The sequence below is a fragment of the Streptomyces sp. NBC_01429 genome (assembly GCF_036231945.1).
Lineage (GTDB): Bacteria > Actinomycetota > Actinomycetes > Streptomycetales > Streptomycetaceae > Streptomyces.
Genome location: NZ_CP109599.1, coordinates 4,155,596 through 4,172,180 on the forward strand (window position 1 = coordinate 4,155,596; position 16,585 = coordinate 4,172,180).

Here is a 16,585-nt window from a genome sequence, read left to right on the forward strand (position 1 = left end):
AAGCCTGAGAACCGCCTCCCTGAGCCACGATGCGTTCTTGCCGCAACGCCAGAGCCGATTCGGCTAGAACTAGCAGATGGGCTCTCGGAAGTGTTGGGCGTTGAGTCAGCCGATAGGGGCCCGCCAATCTGGCGGGCCCCCTGGTGACGTACCTCGGGACCTCAGGGAGAGTTGGGAGATTCTTCGTCGTCGAGTGCTGCTGCGATGAGTTGGTTGGCGTGGGCTTGGCGGCCTCGGAGGATTTTGGCGTAGACCTTGTACATGACGGCCAGGCTGTGGCCTGCGCGGCGGGCTACCTCCGGTGGTTCGACGCCGGCCTTGATCCAGAGGGAGATTCCCGCGTGGCGGAGTGAGTATGGGACTTCAGCCAGGGGGGTCTTGGTGTCCTCGGGGGTGAGGGTCTGTTTGCGTGCTTCCTTCCATACTTCGCAGTACTCGGTGGAGCGGACGCGGCCACCGTGGGCTGCGCGGAAGAGCCGGCCGTCAGGGGCGGCGCCGTAGCGCTTCTTGTGTTCTTGGAGCAGCTGTACGAGCGCGGGTGGGATGGGGACCGAGCGGGTGGCCTTGCGGGCTCGGCGTTTCAGGCCGCGTCTTTCGTACGGGGTGCCGTCGTCCGTCCAGCCTGAGGCTACTTCGGGGTGGCTTTCGGCGAGGATTAGTTCGCCCCATGCGTCTTCGGCGTTGCCCGGAAGGATGCAGTCGCTGCTCTTCAGCGCCGCGATCTCGCCCGGTCGCATCGCCACGTAGTAGATGCAGCCGAAGAATGCCTCAAGGTGCTCTCCACGAGAGCCCTGGGCTTGGACAGCTGAGATCAGGGCTCGGGCGAGTTGGGGGTTCGGGACGTAACGGAAATCGACTTCGTCGTCCGTGGGCGGGGGCTGCCAGTCGATGCGCTTGAGGGGGTTCGCGGTCAAGTGATCGCGCTCGATGGCGTACGTGAAGGCGTTGTTGAGGATCATCCGCTTGCGCCTGGTGGTGTTCTCGGCGGCGTTCTTTCCGTTGAGCTTGACCGAGATCGCGCCGAGTGCCTTGCGTACATGCTCGGGCTTCGAGGCTTCGGCGATGGGGAGGGAGTTCTTTGTGATCCACGCCAGGGCTTGGGTGATTTCGGTCGGTGGGGTCTCCATCATCGAGCGCGGTACGAGTTCGCCCTCGTCGTTTCGGACCATCCGAAAGGCCCAGGCGTAGAGCGCGGCCCGGAGTACGAGCGGCTTCGGGTAGCCGCGTACGCCGGCCGCGATGAGCTTGGGTGTCACCGTGGCCAAGGCGTCCGCGATGCTCGCCCGATGCTTGGCAGCAGCGCGCGGCCACTTCATCCGGGCGTAGTCCTGAGCGTGCTGGTACCAGGTGATGGAGTCGAGGACGCGTAGTTCCGACGCCGGGAGTCCCTCTTCGGTGTCGAACTGCTCGCCCCGTTGGAGCGCGGCCATCAACTCGGACCTGCGTCCGTCCGCCTGGCCCTTGAGTACGTAGCTCTCCGAGTGCTTCCGGGTGCCGACGCGCCACCGCACCCGGAAAGGCTTCCGGCGGTCGGGACGTACCTCGATCGCGAACATGCGCACGTCGAAGGTCAGCACGCGGGCACCTCCTCGTGGTCGTGAAGCCACTTCTCGAAGTCCGAGCGGCGAAAGCGGAGTTGACCGTTCGGGAGCTTGATGGACCGGGGGGCCTTGCCTCGGGCGCGCATGCAGTAGAAAGCGGCGCGGGACATGTCGAGTTCGGTCAGGAGGTCGGCGAGCTTGATGTGGGGTTCGCGGCGCAGGGTGGTCCATCCCCTCGGTGCGTGGTGGAGCTGTGACGCGGGTGTGGTGGCGGTGGCCGGGGTCAGCAGCGTCAGCGGAATCCGCTGACCAGGGGTTTTGGGGTGCTGACGAGGGTCAGCAGCTGTCAGCAGCGTCCGCTTGAATCCGGTGGGCCTGTGCATACCTTGCTGACTTCCGCTGACCTTGTGTCTTCCGTTGTTCTTGCTGGTCAGCGGGTTTTGCTGACGCTGCTGACGGTTAGCGGGCATCGTCGTTTTCCTCCTGGAGGGAGGGGTGGACGCGGTACGTCGCCGTCGCGGGGTGTCCGGCTCGGCCGGTTCGGGGCGGGGTGTCGGTGCGGAGGTAGCCGTGGGTTTCGAGGAGTGCGAGCGCCGGTTCTACCTGGGCGACCGTGCGGAAGCGGCGGGAGGCGGCGACTGCGTCGCGGCGTTTGAACGTCGTACGCCATGTGCCGTCCGTCCTGGGGCGGCGGAGCCACTCCAGGATGGTGTGGGCCGCGTCCGTGGCCGGATCGGAGGCGATCAGGTCGAACACGGCCAGGGCGTGTTGGGTGTAGTAGTCGGTGATCGTCGCGGCCCTGGTGATGACGTCTTCGCCGATGGGGTGGCCCCAGGTCTCGGCGGCGATCCGGTCGGCGAGGTGGAGCAGGAGCGCGACCCGTGCCGTATGGCCGACCAGTTTTCCCGCCCAGTCGGGGAGGTGCGCGAGCGGCTGGCCCGGGCGGAGCGATGCTTCGAGGGTGTCTTGCAGGGCTTCTACTGCTCGGTCTGCCTGTGGTGTGAGCGGGACCGTTACGGGCTCGGGCAGCGCGCAGAGGGTGCGGAGGAGGTGGGTGAGGTGGGAGTGGTAGCGCTGGGATACCGGCGGCGGTACCGGGGTGGTGCGGGTGCGGCGGTAGCCGAGGTTCGAGGGTGGCAGCGCGTACAGGAAGCGGGCGAGGAGTCCTCGGTCACGGGCGCCAGGGGCTCCGGCCAAGTCCTGGAGTACGGCCGGTTGGGGCGTCACGCCGATGGTCAGCGCGGGCTTGTCCACGCTGGGCTGCTCGCGGGTAATGCGGTCGGTCTGGAGACGTTCGCCCTTGTGCGCCTGGAGAAAGACGCCGAGGTTCGGCTTCGCGCTGTAGCGGCCGGCGATGATGTCGAAGAGGTCGCCCTCGGGGGAGAGGGCCGCGAGGCAGCGGTGAACGGCCAGTTGCTGGGCTAGCGGTTCCGGGGTGATGTCTCCGGAGACTGTCAGGCGCGGTCGCGGGGGTACGTGGATCTCCTGGGCGAGCAGCTTCGCCGCCGACGCCTCGGCGACCAGCGCCGTACGGTCGATCGTGCCGCCGGGCTTGCGCGCCTTGGCCATCAGACCTTCGGCCTCGGCGAGAGCGGCCTCCTTCTCGGTCTCCGCCTCGATGATCCGGGCGCGGGACTCCTCTTGCATCTGGCGCTCTACGTCGTAGATCGGCTCGGTCATGGCCGCGAAGACATCGGACTTGCGGGAAGCGGGCGGCATCGCGCAGACGAGGTAGAGGTTCGCCTGCTCGCGCCACCCCGGCCGGATCTCCACATGGACGCGACCGCCGGCCGCGGTGGAGACGGCGGCCAGGGCCATCGTGGCGGCGAGATCGGGTGGTGTTTGCGTGAACTCGGCTACAGCCGACACGTGTTCGGCAATCCAGGGTGTCAGGGCCGAGACCGGGAAGGTGGGCAGCGGGGCGTGGGTGCCGAGGGGGACGGGCGCCGGCCACTGCTCGGAGGTGTGGATGGTGGTCAGTGCGGTGGTGGCGCGGGCGGCGATCTGCGCCGTGTCTGTTGTGCCCTGGCGGCTCTCGGCGATCAGGCGGACGCCGGTCTCGATGAGACGGCGCTGCTTGGCCGTATCGGCGATGATCTGCGCGTAGTACGAACCGTTCGCCGCCGTGGGCGTGGCCTGGACGAGAGTGTGCAGGTAGCCCGCTCCGCCGACGCGGTGGAGGTCTCCCGCATCGCGGAGACGGGCGGCGAGGGTGATGGGGTCGGCGGGATGGTCCGCCGCATGCATCTCGATGATCGCCGTGTGGATGGTCGTATGCGCGGGGCGGTAGTAGTCGTCCGGAACGACGATAGCGCTGACGGCGCTGATCGCGTCGCGCGACAGCAGCATGGCGCCGAGGGCCGCCTGCTCGGCGTCCTGGTCGTTCGGCGGCGCCGTGCTGGTGTCGTCGTCGTACGAGGGGGAGTCGCCGTTCATCGGACGACCCCTCGCGTACGAGGAGCGGCGCTGTTCCGGTGAGTGGTGCCGCGATCCGACAAATGGGCAACCGCACGGTGGTGAGAGCGGACGTGGTGCATGCTTGTGGCACCTCCTGATTCCGTGGATGGGATGGGGGAGGAACCGGGGCAGCGGGCTTCTTTGACCCGTCGACCGCTGCCCCGGGCGAAGTCAGTGCTGGTCGGTCGGGGCGAGGCACCACTCCCGGTACGCGCGCCGGACGTAGTCACGGTGGTCGTCGTCGGTTACCAGCTCCGAGCCCTTGAGGCTCAGCCCGGAGTGCGTCACGTCCGCCTCGACCAGCCGCCGTGCGGCCAGGGCCGCGGTCGGCACCGCGGCGGCGGCGACCTCCGGGGCGTAGTGGGCGGACTCGTCGATCGCGATGCGGTCCAGGACAGCCGCCTTGCGGAGCCAGAACTCGCGGTCCGGCTCCTGGCCGAGGAAGCGGTCTGTCGTGGCGCGGGTTACCCAGGAGATCTCTGTGACGATGCTCGGGGCGTCCTCGTAGGCGGTGGTTGCGGGGACTTGGTCGTGGTGGGTGTGGGCGGTGTGCACGGGCGGTCCTCCGGGGTCGGGGTACGGGCCGGGCTGTCCGGTCCTCCGCGCGGTCCCAACTCCGCTTACGGAGCTGCGGAGATGAGGCCGCACAGGGGGTCGTCAGCCGAGGAACTTGGCCGCTTCCGTATCGGTGGTGCCGCCGGCAGCCGACAGAAGGAGTGCCCGGAGGTCGTTACCGACGATGGCGGCGAGGCGCTGCTCGACCGCTTCCCAGGAGTCGGCGTCGATGGCCATCAGGGACGCGATGGCGGCGGGGCCGCGTCCCTCACCGAGCGCCCGGAGAGCGTCGCGGAGTTCGGCCGCGGCCATCAGCGAGATACGGGGCGGGGTGGTGGTCTCGTGCTGCTCGGACATGGGTGGGGTTCCTCTCGGTGAGTGTGGGTGCGGACGCTGGTTGAGTCAGTTGCCTATGTCGCGGATGGCGTTGCCGAGCGCGGTCATGATCTGGTCGATGGACTCGGCGGCTCCGGTCCGGGCGAGGTAGAAGCCGAAGAGCACGGCGACGACGGCGGCCCCAACTCCGAGCGCCTTGAAGCGCAGGAGCAGCAGCAGGAAGAGCCCGAAGAGCGCGAGTGCGGAGATCGTCAAGAGCATGTGGCTGGTCCCCTCGAACGGTGTGGATGGATGGGGTGTGGGTGTCAGCGGGTGCCGTCGTGGTGGAGCCGAGTGACGCCGTTGTAGAGGCGCCGGCCGACGCGCAGCCGCGTTCCGTACCCCGAGCAGCGGCGGCACTGCCTGCCCCGCTTCAGCCGCCCCGAGCGCCGGGTGCGGACGATGGCGTGTCCCCATCCTTCGCACTTGCGGCAGGTGCCGTACGGGCTCGCCGCACACAGCAGCGCGTAGCAGAGCGTGAGAAAGATCAGAATCGGCACAGCAGAGAGCAGGGAGGGCATCGAAACCCCTTCCAGGGCGGGGAACAGAGCATGAGCGAGGCAGGCCGCTAGGGGCTAGTTGCCTGTTCAGGTGTGGTTTTGGCCGCTAGCGGGGGCGCTAGACCTAGCGCGGGTTCCTGCTAGGTCCGGCACCCCGTGCGGCTATGCCGCGTCGGCCGTTCCGTCGCGCTTTCCGTCACGTTCCGCGAGCGCCGTGAGCACATCCGCGCGCTTGATACCGCGCCGGTTGGCGCCCCTGCCGTCCTCCGTCGTGCCCCACACCTGCGCGGTGCGGATGCCGTACGGCTTCAGCGCGCTGGTGAGTTGCTCCGGCGTCCAACCGCCGTAGACGTCCGGGCGGAGTTCGGCGAGGCGCGGGACCACGGACTCGTTCCAGAGCTTCGGTTTGTCGGAGGGGATCGCCGCGCTGAGGTCGGCGAGCAGGTCGTACGACGCGGCCGGATCCGGCTCGGGCTGCTCGCCGAGGGCGTGTCCGGCGAGGGTGCCGGCGCGCTCCCGCAGCGCCCGCGCCCGGAGCGCGATGACATCGGCCTGTACGGCGTCGATGAACGCAGAGCGGACGATACGCGCGTCCGCCCCCTCACCGAGGAAGTAGCAGATGCCCTTGTCGCCCCAGGCGAACATGCTCGCCCGTACACCGCGCTTGTACGCGCCCGTGCCAAGGACCATGTCGTTCTCGACCTGTCCCATGACCTTGAGGCACCAGCGGGCCGAGGCGTTGGCACTGATCGCCGTCGGGATGCTGTCCTTGTCCGGCCGCTGTGTGGCGAGCAGCAGCACGATCCCGGTGGCCGGCCCGCGCTTCACCAGGTCTGTGCAGATGTCCTTGAACTCGCCCCCGTACTTGTGGTGTTCGAACCAGACCTGACACTCGTCGACGCCGACGATGATCGGGTGCAGGCCGAGGGAGCGCTTCGAGGCGAGTTCGGTGGTCACCTTCGACTCCGGGCAGATGTCCCGGGGCAGCGAGCGGATTACCTTCGCGCGCCGCCTCAACTCGCCCTGGAGTGCGCGCAGATCGGCGATCGCGTACTCGATGTCCGCGTCTTCTTCGCCGGCGCGGTGCCGGTAGCCGACCCGGTCGCCGACCGCGTCCAGGTCACCCGTGCCCTTGAGGTCGTACGTGTGCAACTCGGCGCGTACGTCCAGTGCGGCGACGAGCAGCAGCAGACGCAGCAGGAACGTCTTTCCCATCCGGGGGATGGCGCCGATGACACCGGCGATGAACATCAGCGTGACGCCGACCCACCGTCCGCGCTGGTCGGTGCCCCACGACACCGGCTCGAAGAGATCGGTGCCGGTCGTGGCGCCGGACTTCGCGAGCGGCCACTGCTCCTGGCCGGTCTGTGACAGGTCCTGGTCGCCGACCCACAGGCGCAGGCGTCCGGTGTGTTCGTCGGGTACGGCCTCGGGCCATACGCACCCCAGCGGGCGGCGCAGACCGGAAGCGAGCTTGTCGCGGCGGTCGGCGACGTCGGTCACCGTGACGCCGTACGGCAGATCCCCCACGGCCAGCCACCCCGGGCCGTCCCGGGTGATGGGAGCGGTGAAGGTGAACCCCGGGCCGCCCTTCGCCTGTGCCTGGTTGATCGCCGCGAGCCCGAGGGAGCCGAGCGCGCGCACCACGATGTCGCTGGTCAGCTTGGTCGCCTTGGGGATTTCCACGGCGCGGTGGATCACGGGATTGTCGGTCGGCTGGCCCAGTCGGCCCAGCGTCAGGGCTGTGACCGTGCCGCACAGCGTCAGCAGCCAGCCGGGGGCGAGAACGTACAGGGCCAGGCTGGACGCCACCCCCACGACCGACGCGGCGACGGCGACGACCGCGCGCCACCGCACCCGACGGTCGCGCTGCCGCGAGAGCTTCAGATAGTCGTCGATGTCGTCGTTCGCGGCGGCCGACTGCCGGAACGGCTCCCCCTCGGCGTCGACCAGCCACCGCAGCGAACCGCCGACGAAGCGGGCGGCGCCGCGCGGGGCCTGGAGCGCGAGGCGGAAGGTGTACCAGGGCGAGCGCACCGCGTGGTACGCGGTGACGTGCCAGGCGTACGTAACGACACCGAGGCCGGCGGCCCGGAACTCGGAGCGGGAGGTGGCCCATGCGGGGATGACCGACCGGCGCTTGGCGCCCCGTACCCGATCGAGCAGCCCGCGGCCGGACGGCCCGCCGGGGCGGTCGACCGTGAGCGTCGCGGCAGGGTCGGCCGACTCGGTCGGGGTCTTGGCATTGGCCTTGTCGTGAGGGGAATCGCCGGAGTCGGCAGCCAACTCCTTCTCGAAGCGCGCGAAGAGTTCGCGCTCCTGATCGTCGTTATCTCCGTGCTTCACTGGCACTTCCTTCCTGAGAGGGATGGAGAGAGCTGAGGCCCGGCCCTACCCGCCAAAGCAGCGGCCGGGCCTCAGTTCGTGAGTTCGTGGTGGGTTCTTCGCCTCAGCCGGCGGGGCGTGCCGGTTCAAGTCCGGCTCTGGGCGGCGCGGAGGGAGGGACAGGGCGACGTTCGGCCCTCAGCGCGTCGCGCAGCTGCCGCGAACGGCCCTGGCTACAGCCGACGGCCTTGCGGATCGGCTCGGCGTCCAGCCGTTCGTACGGCCAATCCGCTGTCTTCTCGCGGGCTTTGGCGATCGCTTCGTCCCACGTCAGGCGCGGGCGGTACTTCTCCGGCTTGGCCCGACCGTCGGCCTCGGAGTCGGCCGGGGGTTCCTTCTCCGCGTCGGTCGGGAGGTATCCCTCCGGCGCGAGTTCGCCCAGCTTGAGGAGGACGAGAGCGCGGCGCGGCGCCGTACGTCGCCAGTTACGGCCGTAGCTCTCGCGCAACTCGGCCCGGACCATGAGTCGTTGCCGCTCCAGCGCCAGTGCCTCGCGATAGTCGGTCGTCTCCCACAGCACCATCCGGCGCCAGAGCATGAGGGTGGTGAGGGGTGCGAAGAGCCAGCGCGAGCGGCGGATACGTTCCATCCGGGCGCCGGTGGCGACCCCGATGCGTACGGCGTAGACGTGCGCGGCGATCTCGCTCAGCACGACCCACAGCAGCGGCATGGCGCCGTGGGCGACCTTCGCCGAGACCGACGTTCCCGCCGCGATGTTCAGCCAACAGGTGACGAGGGTGAGCGCCCACGGTACGAAGCGCACCCACACCAGCGGCATGCCGAGCCTGATCAGCAGCAGATTGGCTGCTGTGAAGACCGGGATGGCGATGTCGATACCGACCGGCAGCATCCACGCCTCGGTGAATCCCCAGTCGCTCGCGGCGGAGGAGACGGAGTCGAAAGAGGCGACGAGACCGAGACTGCCCACGCCGGCACCGGCGGGCAGTACGGCACCGAGGAATGCCTTCTCCGCCGTGCTCAGCGGGGGAGGCGCCGTGCTCGCGCTGGGGATGGTCGAGACGGCGCTCACGCGGCTTTTCCCTCGGCGTCCGGCGCGGCGTCCGAGCGCGTCATCGGCACGACGTTGTTGCTGTTGCTGCTGATGCTGAGCAGCAACGCGTACGCGGCGTTCAGCCGGCCGATCGCGTCGGTCCGGCCCTCTTCGATCAGCTCAGCCAGTACGTCACGGGCCGCCGCCTCCCGAATCCGGCGCTCCTGGGCGCTCTCGCCGCGCTCGCCGAGGAACAGGGCGCGGAAGTCCTCGGGATCCGACGCGTGGGGATCCGGCTCGTACATACGCATACGCACGGGGTCTCTCCTGGGGCTGATGGGGCTGGACGGGTCTGGGGGCGAGTCGGCGCGTGGCGGGCATCGTGTGACCCGTCGACCGCCACGGGCGACTCGTAGCGAAGCAACTGCGAGCAACTCCTAAAGAGGTCTTCTCCTCAACTCCTCTTTAGGAGTTACTGACTATGACTCAGCTCTCCCCAAGTCGTCAAGACCTCTTTAGGAGTCGTATGCTGGCGCCGTCGAACGACAGGACGGTGACCACGCATGGCCAAGGCATACGAGCGGATCGCGGACGAGCTACGGGAGTCCATCCGCGCAGGTGAGCTGAAGCCCGGCGACCGCCTGCCCTCGGAGACGAAGCTCGCGGAGCGGTACCGGCGCAGCGTTCCGACGATCCGGGACGCGCTCCGGCTGCTCCAGGACGAGGGGCTGGTCGAGAAGCAGCACGGCCGCGGCAACTTCGTCCGCCGGGCCCGTACGAGGGTGCTGCGCACCAACGACCGGCACCAGTGGGAGAAGGACCGGGCGCGCGAGCCGGAAGCCAAGCGGCTGGAGACGGGCTCCACCGAGCATGACACCGGCCTCGGCGTCAACGATCTCGTCTTCCACGCGTCGTACCGCGAGACCGAGGCGGACAAGGAGGTCGCCGAGGCGCTCGGCGTCCCTGAGGGAAGCGCCCTGGTGGAGCGCACCTACCGGACGCGGTACGCGGCCGAGACCGCGCCGTTCGCGCTGGTCACCTCATATCTCGTCCGCGCGCTGGTCGAGTCGAACCCTGACCTCCTGGACGCGGCCAACGAGCCCTGGCCCGGCGGTACGCAGAGCCAACTGCTTTCGGTCGGGATCGAACTGGACCGTATAGAGGAACGCGTCACTGCCCGGCCGCCGACTCCGGAAGAGGCCGAGGAGCTTGAGCTACCGCCCGGCACCTCGGTCCTCCTGCTCCGGAAAACCTCGTTCGACCTCAACGACCGCGTCGTCGAGATGTCCGACGTCACCCTCCCCGGTGACCGCACCGAAATGCTCTTCGTCACTCCCCTGGAAAGGTGGTGAGTGCCGTGAGCAGTCGGCGCATCATCGTCATCACTGCTGTCCACGCGCCCTCCGCCCACTTCCTGCCGGACGCGTACAAGTCGCTCTGCGCGCAGGAGTTGCCGGAGGGGTGGGAGTGGCACTGGCTGATCCAGGAGGACGGCCGGAGCGACGAGGTCGCGCCGCACGTGCCCGATGATCCGCGCGTCACCTTCCATCAGGGTCGCCCGGGCGGCCCGGGGACCGCCCGTACGCTCGCGCTCGCGCACGCGGACGGCGAGTACGTGAAGGTCCTGGACGCCGACGACCAGTTGCCGGTAGGCGCGCTGGCCCGCGACCTGGCCGCGCTCGAAGCCGACCGCACGATCGGCTGGGCGACGTCGCGCGTACTGGACCTGCTGCCGGACGGCTCCACGGCCGGCTTCCCGGGCGACCCCGACGCTGGCCCCCTCGCGCGCGGCGCCGTGCTGGCGTACTGGTCGGCCAACGACTACCGCGCCCCGGTCCACCCGGCGACGCTCTTCGCCCGTCGGGAGCTGGTGCTCGCGCTCGGCGGATGGATGGCGCTGCCGGCCTCCGAGGACACCGGGCTCCTGCTCGCGCTGGACGCGGTCAGCAGAGGCTGGTTCACCCCCGAGGTCGGGCTCCTCTACCGCAAGTGGCCCGGCCAGGCGACCGGCCAGGCCGCGCACGTGGACCCGGCGGAGCGGGAGGCGCGGATGGCGGTGGTGGAGGCGCGGGCGCGGGCGTTGCCGGGGCTGGGGTGGGGCTTCCCGGCAGACCCCGGCCTTGTCTCCTGAGTGTCCCGAGTTCTCAGGAGCGTTCTGAGTGCCCTGAGCGGGATCAGAGTGTGAGTAGCGGGTCAGAGTGTGAGTACGGGCCGGGTGGAGAGGTCCTCGCAGAGGTCTTCACCGTCCGGGCCGTACATGAACTCGGCCAGGGCAGGGTTGCGGTTGGCGGTGGCCAGGGGCAGCCACGCCAGCACGTGGCCGTATCCCCCGCACACGGACTCGCCGCCGTCGCCGCCGTGGACCGAGGTGCTGTCGCTGGTCAGCTCCGTGCGGTAGGTGTCGTACGCGATCCGCAGCCCGAAGCCGCTCAGCTGCTGATGCGGGCCGGTGTCGTCCCCGTAGGGGATGCGGTCGAGGGGACAGTCATTGCCCCACCGGAACAGAGTGTTCGCGCCGGCGCCGCAGGCGTGCTCCCACTCATCGGAACTCGGCATCCGTAGGCCACGTGCCGCGAGGACGGCCGGCATGTCGGCGGGCGGTTCGGTCAGGTTCTCGTCCTCCACGGCCATGAGCACGGTGGCCAGCACGGCACTTCGGCGCGGGCTGAGTACCTCGGCGAGGTGGGCCCGCAGTTCAGAGCCGTAGCCGAAGCCCTGTTCCAGGCTCTCCGCGTAGTCGGCACTTTGCTCGGGCGTCGGATGCCAGGCGTCAAGGTCGAACCCGAGGGTCACCGGGCCGCCGGGTATCAGGGCGAACTCCTGCCCGTCCCGCTCGATCCGCACACGGTGCAGCGGAGCGCCGAGGTGATCAACGGTCTCGACGACGGTCACACGGCCATCCACCCGGGAGGCTGTTTCCTGGGCGACGCGGCGCGCGGCGGACAGCTCGAAGAGCCGCCACTGGTCGAGACTGAGATCGGCGAGAGACATACGCCGAAGTGTCGCACTCGGGTCTGACATCGCAACGGCATTGAGGCATTGACCGGTTACGGGCTGACCGGCACCTCGTAGACGATCTCGCAGGTGGCGGCCGGGATGACGATGTCCGCCGTCTCGACCGGCCGCGCCTCGTCGCTGTAGTACGTTCGCCGGATCCGGGTCACGAGCGCGCCGCGCTGTACGCCGAGCAGCGTCGCTTCCTCGGCGTCGGCCTCTCCGGGCTGGGGCTGTTCCACGACGTGGCCGACCGTGATGCCGATCTCGGCCATACGGTCGACGACTCCCGCGCCGGCGAGCGGTCCGCCCTCGGGCAGCACGATCAGCGTGCCCGACGTGAGGGCGTACGGCTCCCAACTGGTCGACACCTGAACCGGCTTGCCGTCGACCAGGAACTCGTAAGCCGTACGGACGCAGAGGTCCCCCTCCGTGATGCCGAGCCGCGCCGCGATACCGGCCGGGGCCGGGACCTTCGCGTCCGTACGGCTCTCCCACGTACCGCGTTTGCCGAGTGACGCCATGTCTGCGGAGAACGGCGAGCCGCCGCGCTGCTCGCGGTACTGCGAGCGGACCATGCGCAGCCGCTCGCGCGGTTCGGCCACGTACGTACCGGATCCTGTACGCCCCTCAAGCACGCCCAGCGAGATGAGCAGCTCCTGCGCGCGGCGGATGACGTTCTCTCCCACCTCGCATTCCTGTGCGAGCTGGGCACGGGACGGGAGCCGGTCGCCCGGCGTCCACTCCTGATCGGCGATGCGCTGCCGCAGCACGTCGGCGATCCGGAGGTAGGGCGGTTGCTCTCGCATATGGAAAATCTAGTCCACTAGCTCTAATCTAGTTAACTAGCTTTACGTAAAGTGATCCCGTGGCGACGGAGGTCGTGTGCCCTCACCTCGAATTCGTGCTGACCGGATGGCCGCACGTCTCTCCGGCGCCGGACTCGGGCTCGCCGTACGCGTGCTGGACCACTCCGGCCACCTGTGCGTGGAGACGGAGGTACCGGAATCGGTTCTGGCCAGGGCCGATTCCTGGAAGGAGCTTTTATCGGTACTGGAGACGGCCGACTGGTTCGGGCTTGTCGTCACCAGCGCCGGGGGCCGCATCGCATGGGCCGCAGTCAGCAAAAATGCCCCCGCGACAGCCAGCGGCGTCCGGGGGCACAGCCATCAGCTATAGGGAGCTGATCAGCGTGTTCGACTTTATCCGGCGTGCTGCCGCGTGGACTGGATGGCAGCTCGTTGCACCTTCGACGCGTCGGCGACGGCGACCGTCCGCGTACCGGGCCGCGCCGCCCCCGGTACCGTCCGCGGCTCGGACGCCGCGGTATCCGAAGCATGCGGAGCCGCTTCGAGGAGAGGACAACCTCCTCATCCGCCCGTACGTACTGACCAGCGAGGAACGAGCACATCTGTGGCGCACGCCGCGCCGCCGCGCGCTCCTGGTCCGCCCGCACTTCGATGTCGCGGAGGTTCTGTGATGTCCATCCGCCACCGACAAGTGCCCTCCATCGCTGCGGCGGTGCCGTACTACTCGCTCCCCTGCCGCATCGGCACGCACGAGTGCGGAGAGGCGGAGCCCAAGATTCCGCCGGCTGACGTGCCGATCGTCTACGAGGCGTGCGTCTGTGCCTGCCATCTGCGGGCTGTCGCCGTCTCCGGCGGTACGGGCGGAGACGGCGATTCCAGCGAGGCAGAAGGAAAGGAGCGGACGCATGGGTAACCGCTACCAACACATCGCGGACGACCTCCGCCGACTGATCGCGGCGGGTACGTGGCCGGTCGGCGAGCGGTTGCCGGCCGAGCAGGAACTCGCCGCGCGCTACCGGGTCAGTACCCCAACTCTGCGCAATGCCCTGGAAGTTCTCCAGAGCGAGGGACTGGTGGAGAAGCGCCACGGCGCCGGCAACTTCGTCCGCCGTCCCGGGCAGCGCCTCACGTACGCCAGTGAGCGCCCGGCCAACGCGGCTGTCAGCGTCGGTCTCAGCGTCAGCCACGACCGGAACATGGTGAAGGCCGACGGCCGGTTGGCGCTGCTTTTGGCCGTACGGGTGGGCAGCCCGCTCATGGAGTACGTATTCATCGGCCACCAGGGTGCCTCCCCGCGCAGCCTGGCCCGGGTGTACGTGCCGTACGCCGTGGCGCGGCTCGGTGCGGTCGAGAGGAACGGGACTTCGCCGTGGGGCGACGACGTACGAGATCTGCTGACGGCGGTCGGGGTACGGGCGGCGGCCACGACCGAGCGCGTCACGGCCCGGTTCCCCACGGGCGACGAGGCACAGCTGTTGCACATCACCCGACGGTCGCCGGTGCTCGCGGTGGAACGGTTCTCTACCGACTCTGGCGGGCGCGTGGTGGAGGGGGCGCTCCTCGTGCTGCCGGGTGATCGCAGCGAGATTCTGCACACGGGCCGTTCTGCGGCCGACGAGTTGGAGGCGACGGGATGACCGGCCATCAGGACGACAGCGCTCCGGCGCCGACGCAGTTACGCGTCAACTCCCTTCGGCTGCTGCCGTGGTCCAGCCCCGAGGGCAACCCCTGCTTCCTGAGCACCGACGGTCGCGGCAGCATGATGTCCCGGCTCGCCGACGACGTGGAGGAAGCACAGACCGGCGTGGCGGCGGAGGTGCTGGACGACGCCACAGCCATCCTTGCCGGCCGAAAAGCGAACGCGAGTGACCTCCGCCTCGCACTGACGCGGGTGACGGAGGCGCTCGGGGACGTGCTCCGGGTGGCGGAGAGCCGAGCGGCGCGGTTGTCGGTGTCGGACGATGACGACGACCAGGATGGCGGTCCTGAGCTACCTGCGGAGACGGCGGTATGACCGCCGCGGCTCAGACACCACCGGAGAGCCGTCGCCCCAGCACCCATTGCGGATGTTGTACCGGACACCGGGTCATCTGGTGCCCGGACTGCTTCGGCTTCGAGGGCTGTGTGACCTGCCTCGGCACGTACCGAGTCGCCTGCCCGCTCTGCGCCGGCGGAACGCTGGACCCCATCCGCTGGTGACAGCGTCGCCCTGCTGACTGCGGGTCGGCCCCCTCTACATGGGGGCGCCGGCCCGCAGTGCGTGGGGCGTACGTCAGGAGAGTGTCTCCGCGTGGATCCGGGAGAAGATCAGATCGCTCTCGCCATCGAGGGGCCCCCGCCACCGCACGGGTACGACGGCCTTGTTCCGGATCGCCGCCGGGTAGCTCTCGGGCGCGTAGTCATTGGCGAGCCGGTAGACGTGGAAACCGTGATCCCGCATCGTCCGCAGCAACTCCTCGGCGGAGTCGCCGAGCAGCGCCATCCGGTCGGGGGTCACCTCGACCGTGATCTCGGCGTCCGGCCGCAGCTTGTCGAGCAGGGGCACCATCCCCCGTACGACCGGCCCCTCGGCCCCCTCGACGTCGATCTTGATCACCCGGGCGCTCGTGATCTCCTCGACCGTGAGCAGCTCGGGCAGCGGCAACGCCTCGATCTCGAACGACGACTCGGCCGGCCCGTCGTACGGGACGATGCTGTTCGCGCCCATGTTCGCCGAGCTGGCCAGCACGAACGTCAAGGTCTTCCGGCTGTCGGAGACGGCGCCATTGACCGCTCGGACGTTGTCGCAGCCGTTGAGTTGCGTGTGTTGCAGCAGCCTCTGATGGAATGCGGGCGAAGCTTCGATCGCCACGACCCGGCCCTCGGCCCCGACCAGCCCGGCCGCCAGCACGCTGTAGTACCCGATGTTCGCGCCGACGTCGACGAACGTGTCCCCGGGCCGCAGCCGCCCCTGAAGCCACCGCGTCATGTGCGGTTCCCACACCCCGAACATGTACAGGTACCGCTGGATCAGATCCTCTGTGTCGACGGCGAATCGGGCGTCGAACCGGGACCGGGTAACCCGCCGCCGTGGGCGTTCACGGAGCCGCGGGTTCAAGTACCGCCCGGCCAAGGCGGCCTTGCCGAGGGCCCCGGGGGCGTCTCGTACGTAGCCCCTCCCGAGGGTGATCAATAGATCTGAGCTGCGACTGAGCATCCAACTGGCCTCTCCGCCGGGTCCGCGTAAACCGTAGCCCGGCCGAGAGGCGCTCGCGATGCTCACTTCAGGGTTGCGTGGCTATGCGGGCGCCGGTGTAAGGGCACCCGTCCAAGGCCCGGCTGCCGCGCGTTTCATAGCGTGGATGCGCCGTCCATTCAAGGCTGCCGGGTGGCAGAAATACCGGATAGCCGCAGGTCAGATCCATTGAATGGAAGTCGTTCGCTGGCAAGTCTGGTGCCAGGCCAACGCCGGGTGGCGCCGCCCGGTGGAGCCAAGACAGAACCGCTCTCGGCGAGCTTGCGTGGCTAACTACCGCACTCGCCAAAGTGTCCCCGTCTTGCTCCAGCTACCCCGTTCTGAGGGGGCGGAGCACCCTTCCGCGTTCGGTCTGCCGTACGCCCGAGTCCCTTGAAGGACGAAGCCCGATGAGCTCGACCGGTCCCCAGGACCACACCCAGATGCTTCTGTTGCTCGTACTCGTGTTGGTCTTCGGATTCCTCATGGTGGTCTTCGTTGGCCTGCTGTATGTGGCGCACCAACACCCGAGCCTTTCCACGCCGCTCGTCGTTGCCATGACCGGCGTCGCTCTTGTGGTCGGCATCCTTGCGTTCGTCATCGCCCTCCGGTAGCGCTTCACCGTGCTCTGAGGCTGACGACCCGAGCCAACGAGGCGGGCCGTGAAGTTCCTGCTTCAGCATTACCGCTGTCCCCCAGCGGCCGCGCTTCTAAGATTCTGAGAGATCTAGATGACTTCGGCTGCTGGGGGACAGGTTGGGTAC

General features: G+C 69.0%; 19 protein-coding genes. 6 read left to right on the top strand and 13 right to left on the bottom strand.

Features of this window, described 5'->3' with window-relative positions; translation table 11 throughout:
- Window positions 1–161: 161 nt before the first annotated feature.
- The 10 genes from OG627_RS18070 to OG627_RS18115 form a co-directional block, all read right to left on the bottom strand.
- Window positions 162–1,577 carry a tyrosine-type recombinase/integrase gene (locus OG627_RS18070; RefSeq protein WP_329066339.1) on the bottom strand — a complete coding sequence of 472 codons (1,416 nt, stop codon included), beginning with the start codon at window positions 1,575–1,577 and terminating at the stop codon, window positions 162–164.
- On the bottom strand, window positions 1,571–1,924 hold the full coding sequence (locus OG627_RS35530) for a helix-turn-helix transcriptional regulator (protein ID WP_443073497.1): 354 nt from the start codon (window positions 1,922–1,924) through the stop codon (window positions 1,571–1,573). The genes OG627_RS18070 and OG627_RS35530 overlap by 7 nt, the downstream gene beginning before the upstream one ends.
- A 76-nt stretch (window positions 1,925–2,000) precedes the next feature.
- Window positions 2,001–3,977, bottom strand: a complete 1,977-nt coding sequence (locus OG627_RS18080) for a DUF3987 domain-containing protein (RefSeq protein WP_329066341.1) — start codon at window positions 3,975–3,977, stop codon at window positions 2,001–2,003.
- A gap of 192 nt (window positions 3,978–4,169) precedes the next feature.
- The gene (locus OG627_RS18085; protein WP_329066344.1) at window positions 4,170–4,553 is read right to left on the bottom strand and encodes a hypothetical protein; all 384 of its coding nucleotides are present in this window, start codon (window positions 4,551–4,553) and stop codon (window positions 4,170–4,172) included.
- 102 nt (window positions 4,554–4,655) lie between these two features.
- A complete protein-coding gene (locus OG627_RS18090) occupies window positions 4,656–4,910 on the bottom strand; it encodes a hypothetical protein (RefSeq protein WP_114625144.1) in 255 nt (84 codons plus the stop codon).
- A 45-nt stretch (window positions 4,911–4,955) separates the two neighbouring features.
- Window positions 4,956–5,150: a hypothetical protein gene (locus tag OG627_RS18095; RefSeq protein WP_329066348.1), complete on the bottom strand. Its 195-nt coding sequence runs from the start codon at window positions 5,148–5,150 to the stop codon at window positions 4,956–4,958.
- Window positions 5,151–5,194: 44 nt separating this feature from the next.
- Window positions 5,195–5,449: a hypothetical protein gene (locus tag OG627_RS18100; protein ID WP_329066350.1), complete on the bottom strand. Its 255-nt coding sequence runs from the start codon at window positions 5,447–5,449 to the stop codon at window positions 5,195–5,197.
- 141 nt (window positions 5,450–5,590) lie between these two features.
- Complete coding sequence (locus OG627_RS18105) at window positions 5,591–7,774, bottom strand: cell division protein FtsK (RefSeq protein WP_329066352.1); 2,184 nt, start codon at window positions 7,772–7,774, stop codon at window positions 5,591–5,593.
- Between the two features lie 103 nt (window positions 7,775–7,877).
- Complete coding sequence (locus OG627_RS18110; protein WP_329066354.1) at window positions 7,878–8,843, bottom strand: DUF2637 domain-containing protein; 966 nt, start codon at window positions 8,841–8,843, stop codon at window positions 7,878–7,880.
- Complete coding sequence (locus OG627_RS18115) at window positions 8,840–9,121, bottom strand: hypothetical protein (protein WP_329066356.1); 282 nt, start codon at window positions 9,119–9,121, stop codon at window positions 8,840–8,842. Before OG627_RS18115 ends, OG627_RS18110 begins: the two co-directional genes overlap by 4 nt.
- Window positions 9,122–9,367: 246 nt before the next feature.
- On the opposite strand from OG627_RS18115, the gene OG627_RS18120 reads away from it, so the two are divergent.
- Together OG627_RS18120 and OG627_RS18125 are read left to right on the top strand one after the other, a co-directional pair.
- Entirely contained in the window at window positions 9,368–10,156 is a 789-nt protein-coding gene (locus tag OG627_RS18120; protein ID WP_329066358.1) for a GntR family transcriptional regulator, read from the top strand.
- A complete protein-coding gene (locus OG627_RS18125) occupies window positions 10,153–10,935 on the top strand; it encodes a glycosyltransferase family 2 protein (protein ID WP_329066360.1) in 783 nt (260 codons plus the stop codon). The genes OG627_RS18120 and OG627_RS18125 overlap by 4 nt, the downstream gene beginning before the upstream one ends.
- A 62-nt stretch (window positions 10,936–10,997) precedes the next feature.
- Here the strand turns inward: OG627_RS18125 and OG627_RS18130 are convergent, their stop codons facing one another.
- Window positions 10,998–11,795 (bottom strand): hypothetical protein, encoded by a 798-nt coding sequence (locus OG627_RS18130; RefSeq protein WP_329066362.1) that lies wholly within the window; start codon window positions 11,793–11,795, stop codon window positions 10,998–11,000.
- A gap of 56 nt (window positions 11,796–11,851) precedes the next feature.
- Complete coding sequence (locus tag OG627_RS18135) at window positions 11,852–12,607, bottom strand: GntR family transcriptional regulator (RefSeq protein ID WP_329066364.1); 756 nt, start codon at window positions 12,605–12,607, stop codon at window positions 11,852–11,854.
- Between the two features lie 670 nt (window positions 12,608–13,277).
- On the opposite strand from OG627_RS18135, the gene OG627_RS18140 reads away from it, so the two are divergent.
- Genes OG627_RS18140 through OG627_RS18150 form a run of 3 tightly spaced genes read left to right on the top strand, consistent with a single transcriptional unit; the run spans window position 13,278 to window position 14,621 of the window.
- Complete coding sequence (locus tag OG627_RS18140) at window positions 13,278–13,520, top strand: hypothetical protein (protein WP_329066366.1); 243 nt, start codon at window positions 13,278–13,280, stop codon at window positions 13,518–13,520.
- The gene (locus OG627_RS18145; protein ID WP_329066368.1) at window positions 13,513–14,244 is read left to right on the top strand and encodes a GntR family transcriptional regulator; all 732 of its coding nucleotides are present in this window, start codon (window positions 13,513–13,515) and stop codon (window positions 14,242–14,244) included. The genes OG627_RS18140 and OG627_RS18145 overlap by 8 nt, the downstream gene beginning before the upstream one ends.
- On the top strand, window positions 14,241–14,621 hold the full coding sequence (locus OG627_RS18150) for a hypothetical protein (RefSeq protein ID WP_329066370.1): 381 nt from the start codon (window positions 14,241–14,243) through the stop codon (window positions 14,619–14,621). Before OG627_RS18145 ends, OG627_RS18150 begins: the two co-directional genes overlap by 4 nt.
- 258 nt (window positions 14,622–14,879) lie before the next feature.
- Here OG627_RS18150 and OG627_RS18155 read toward each other — a convergent pair whose 3' ends face one another.
- Window positions 14,880–15,803, bottom strand: coding sequence for an FkbM family methyltransferase (locus OG627_RS18155; RefSeq protein WP_329066372.1), 924 nt, complete (start codon window positions 15,801–15,803; stop codon window positions 14,880–14,882).
- Window positions 15,804–16,231: 428 nt separating this feature from the next.
- On the opposite strand from OG627_RS18155, the gene OG627_RS18160 reads away from it, so the two are divergent.
- Complete coding sequence (locus OG627_RS18160) at window positions 16,232–16,435, top strand: hypothetical protein (protein ID WP_329066374.1); 204 nt, start codon at window positions 16,232–16,234, stop codon at window positions 16,433–16,435.
- Window positions 16,436–16,585 lie beyond the last annotated feature (150 nt).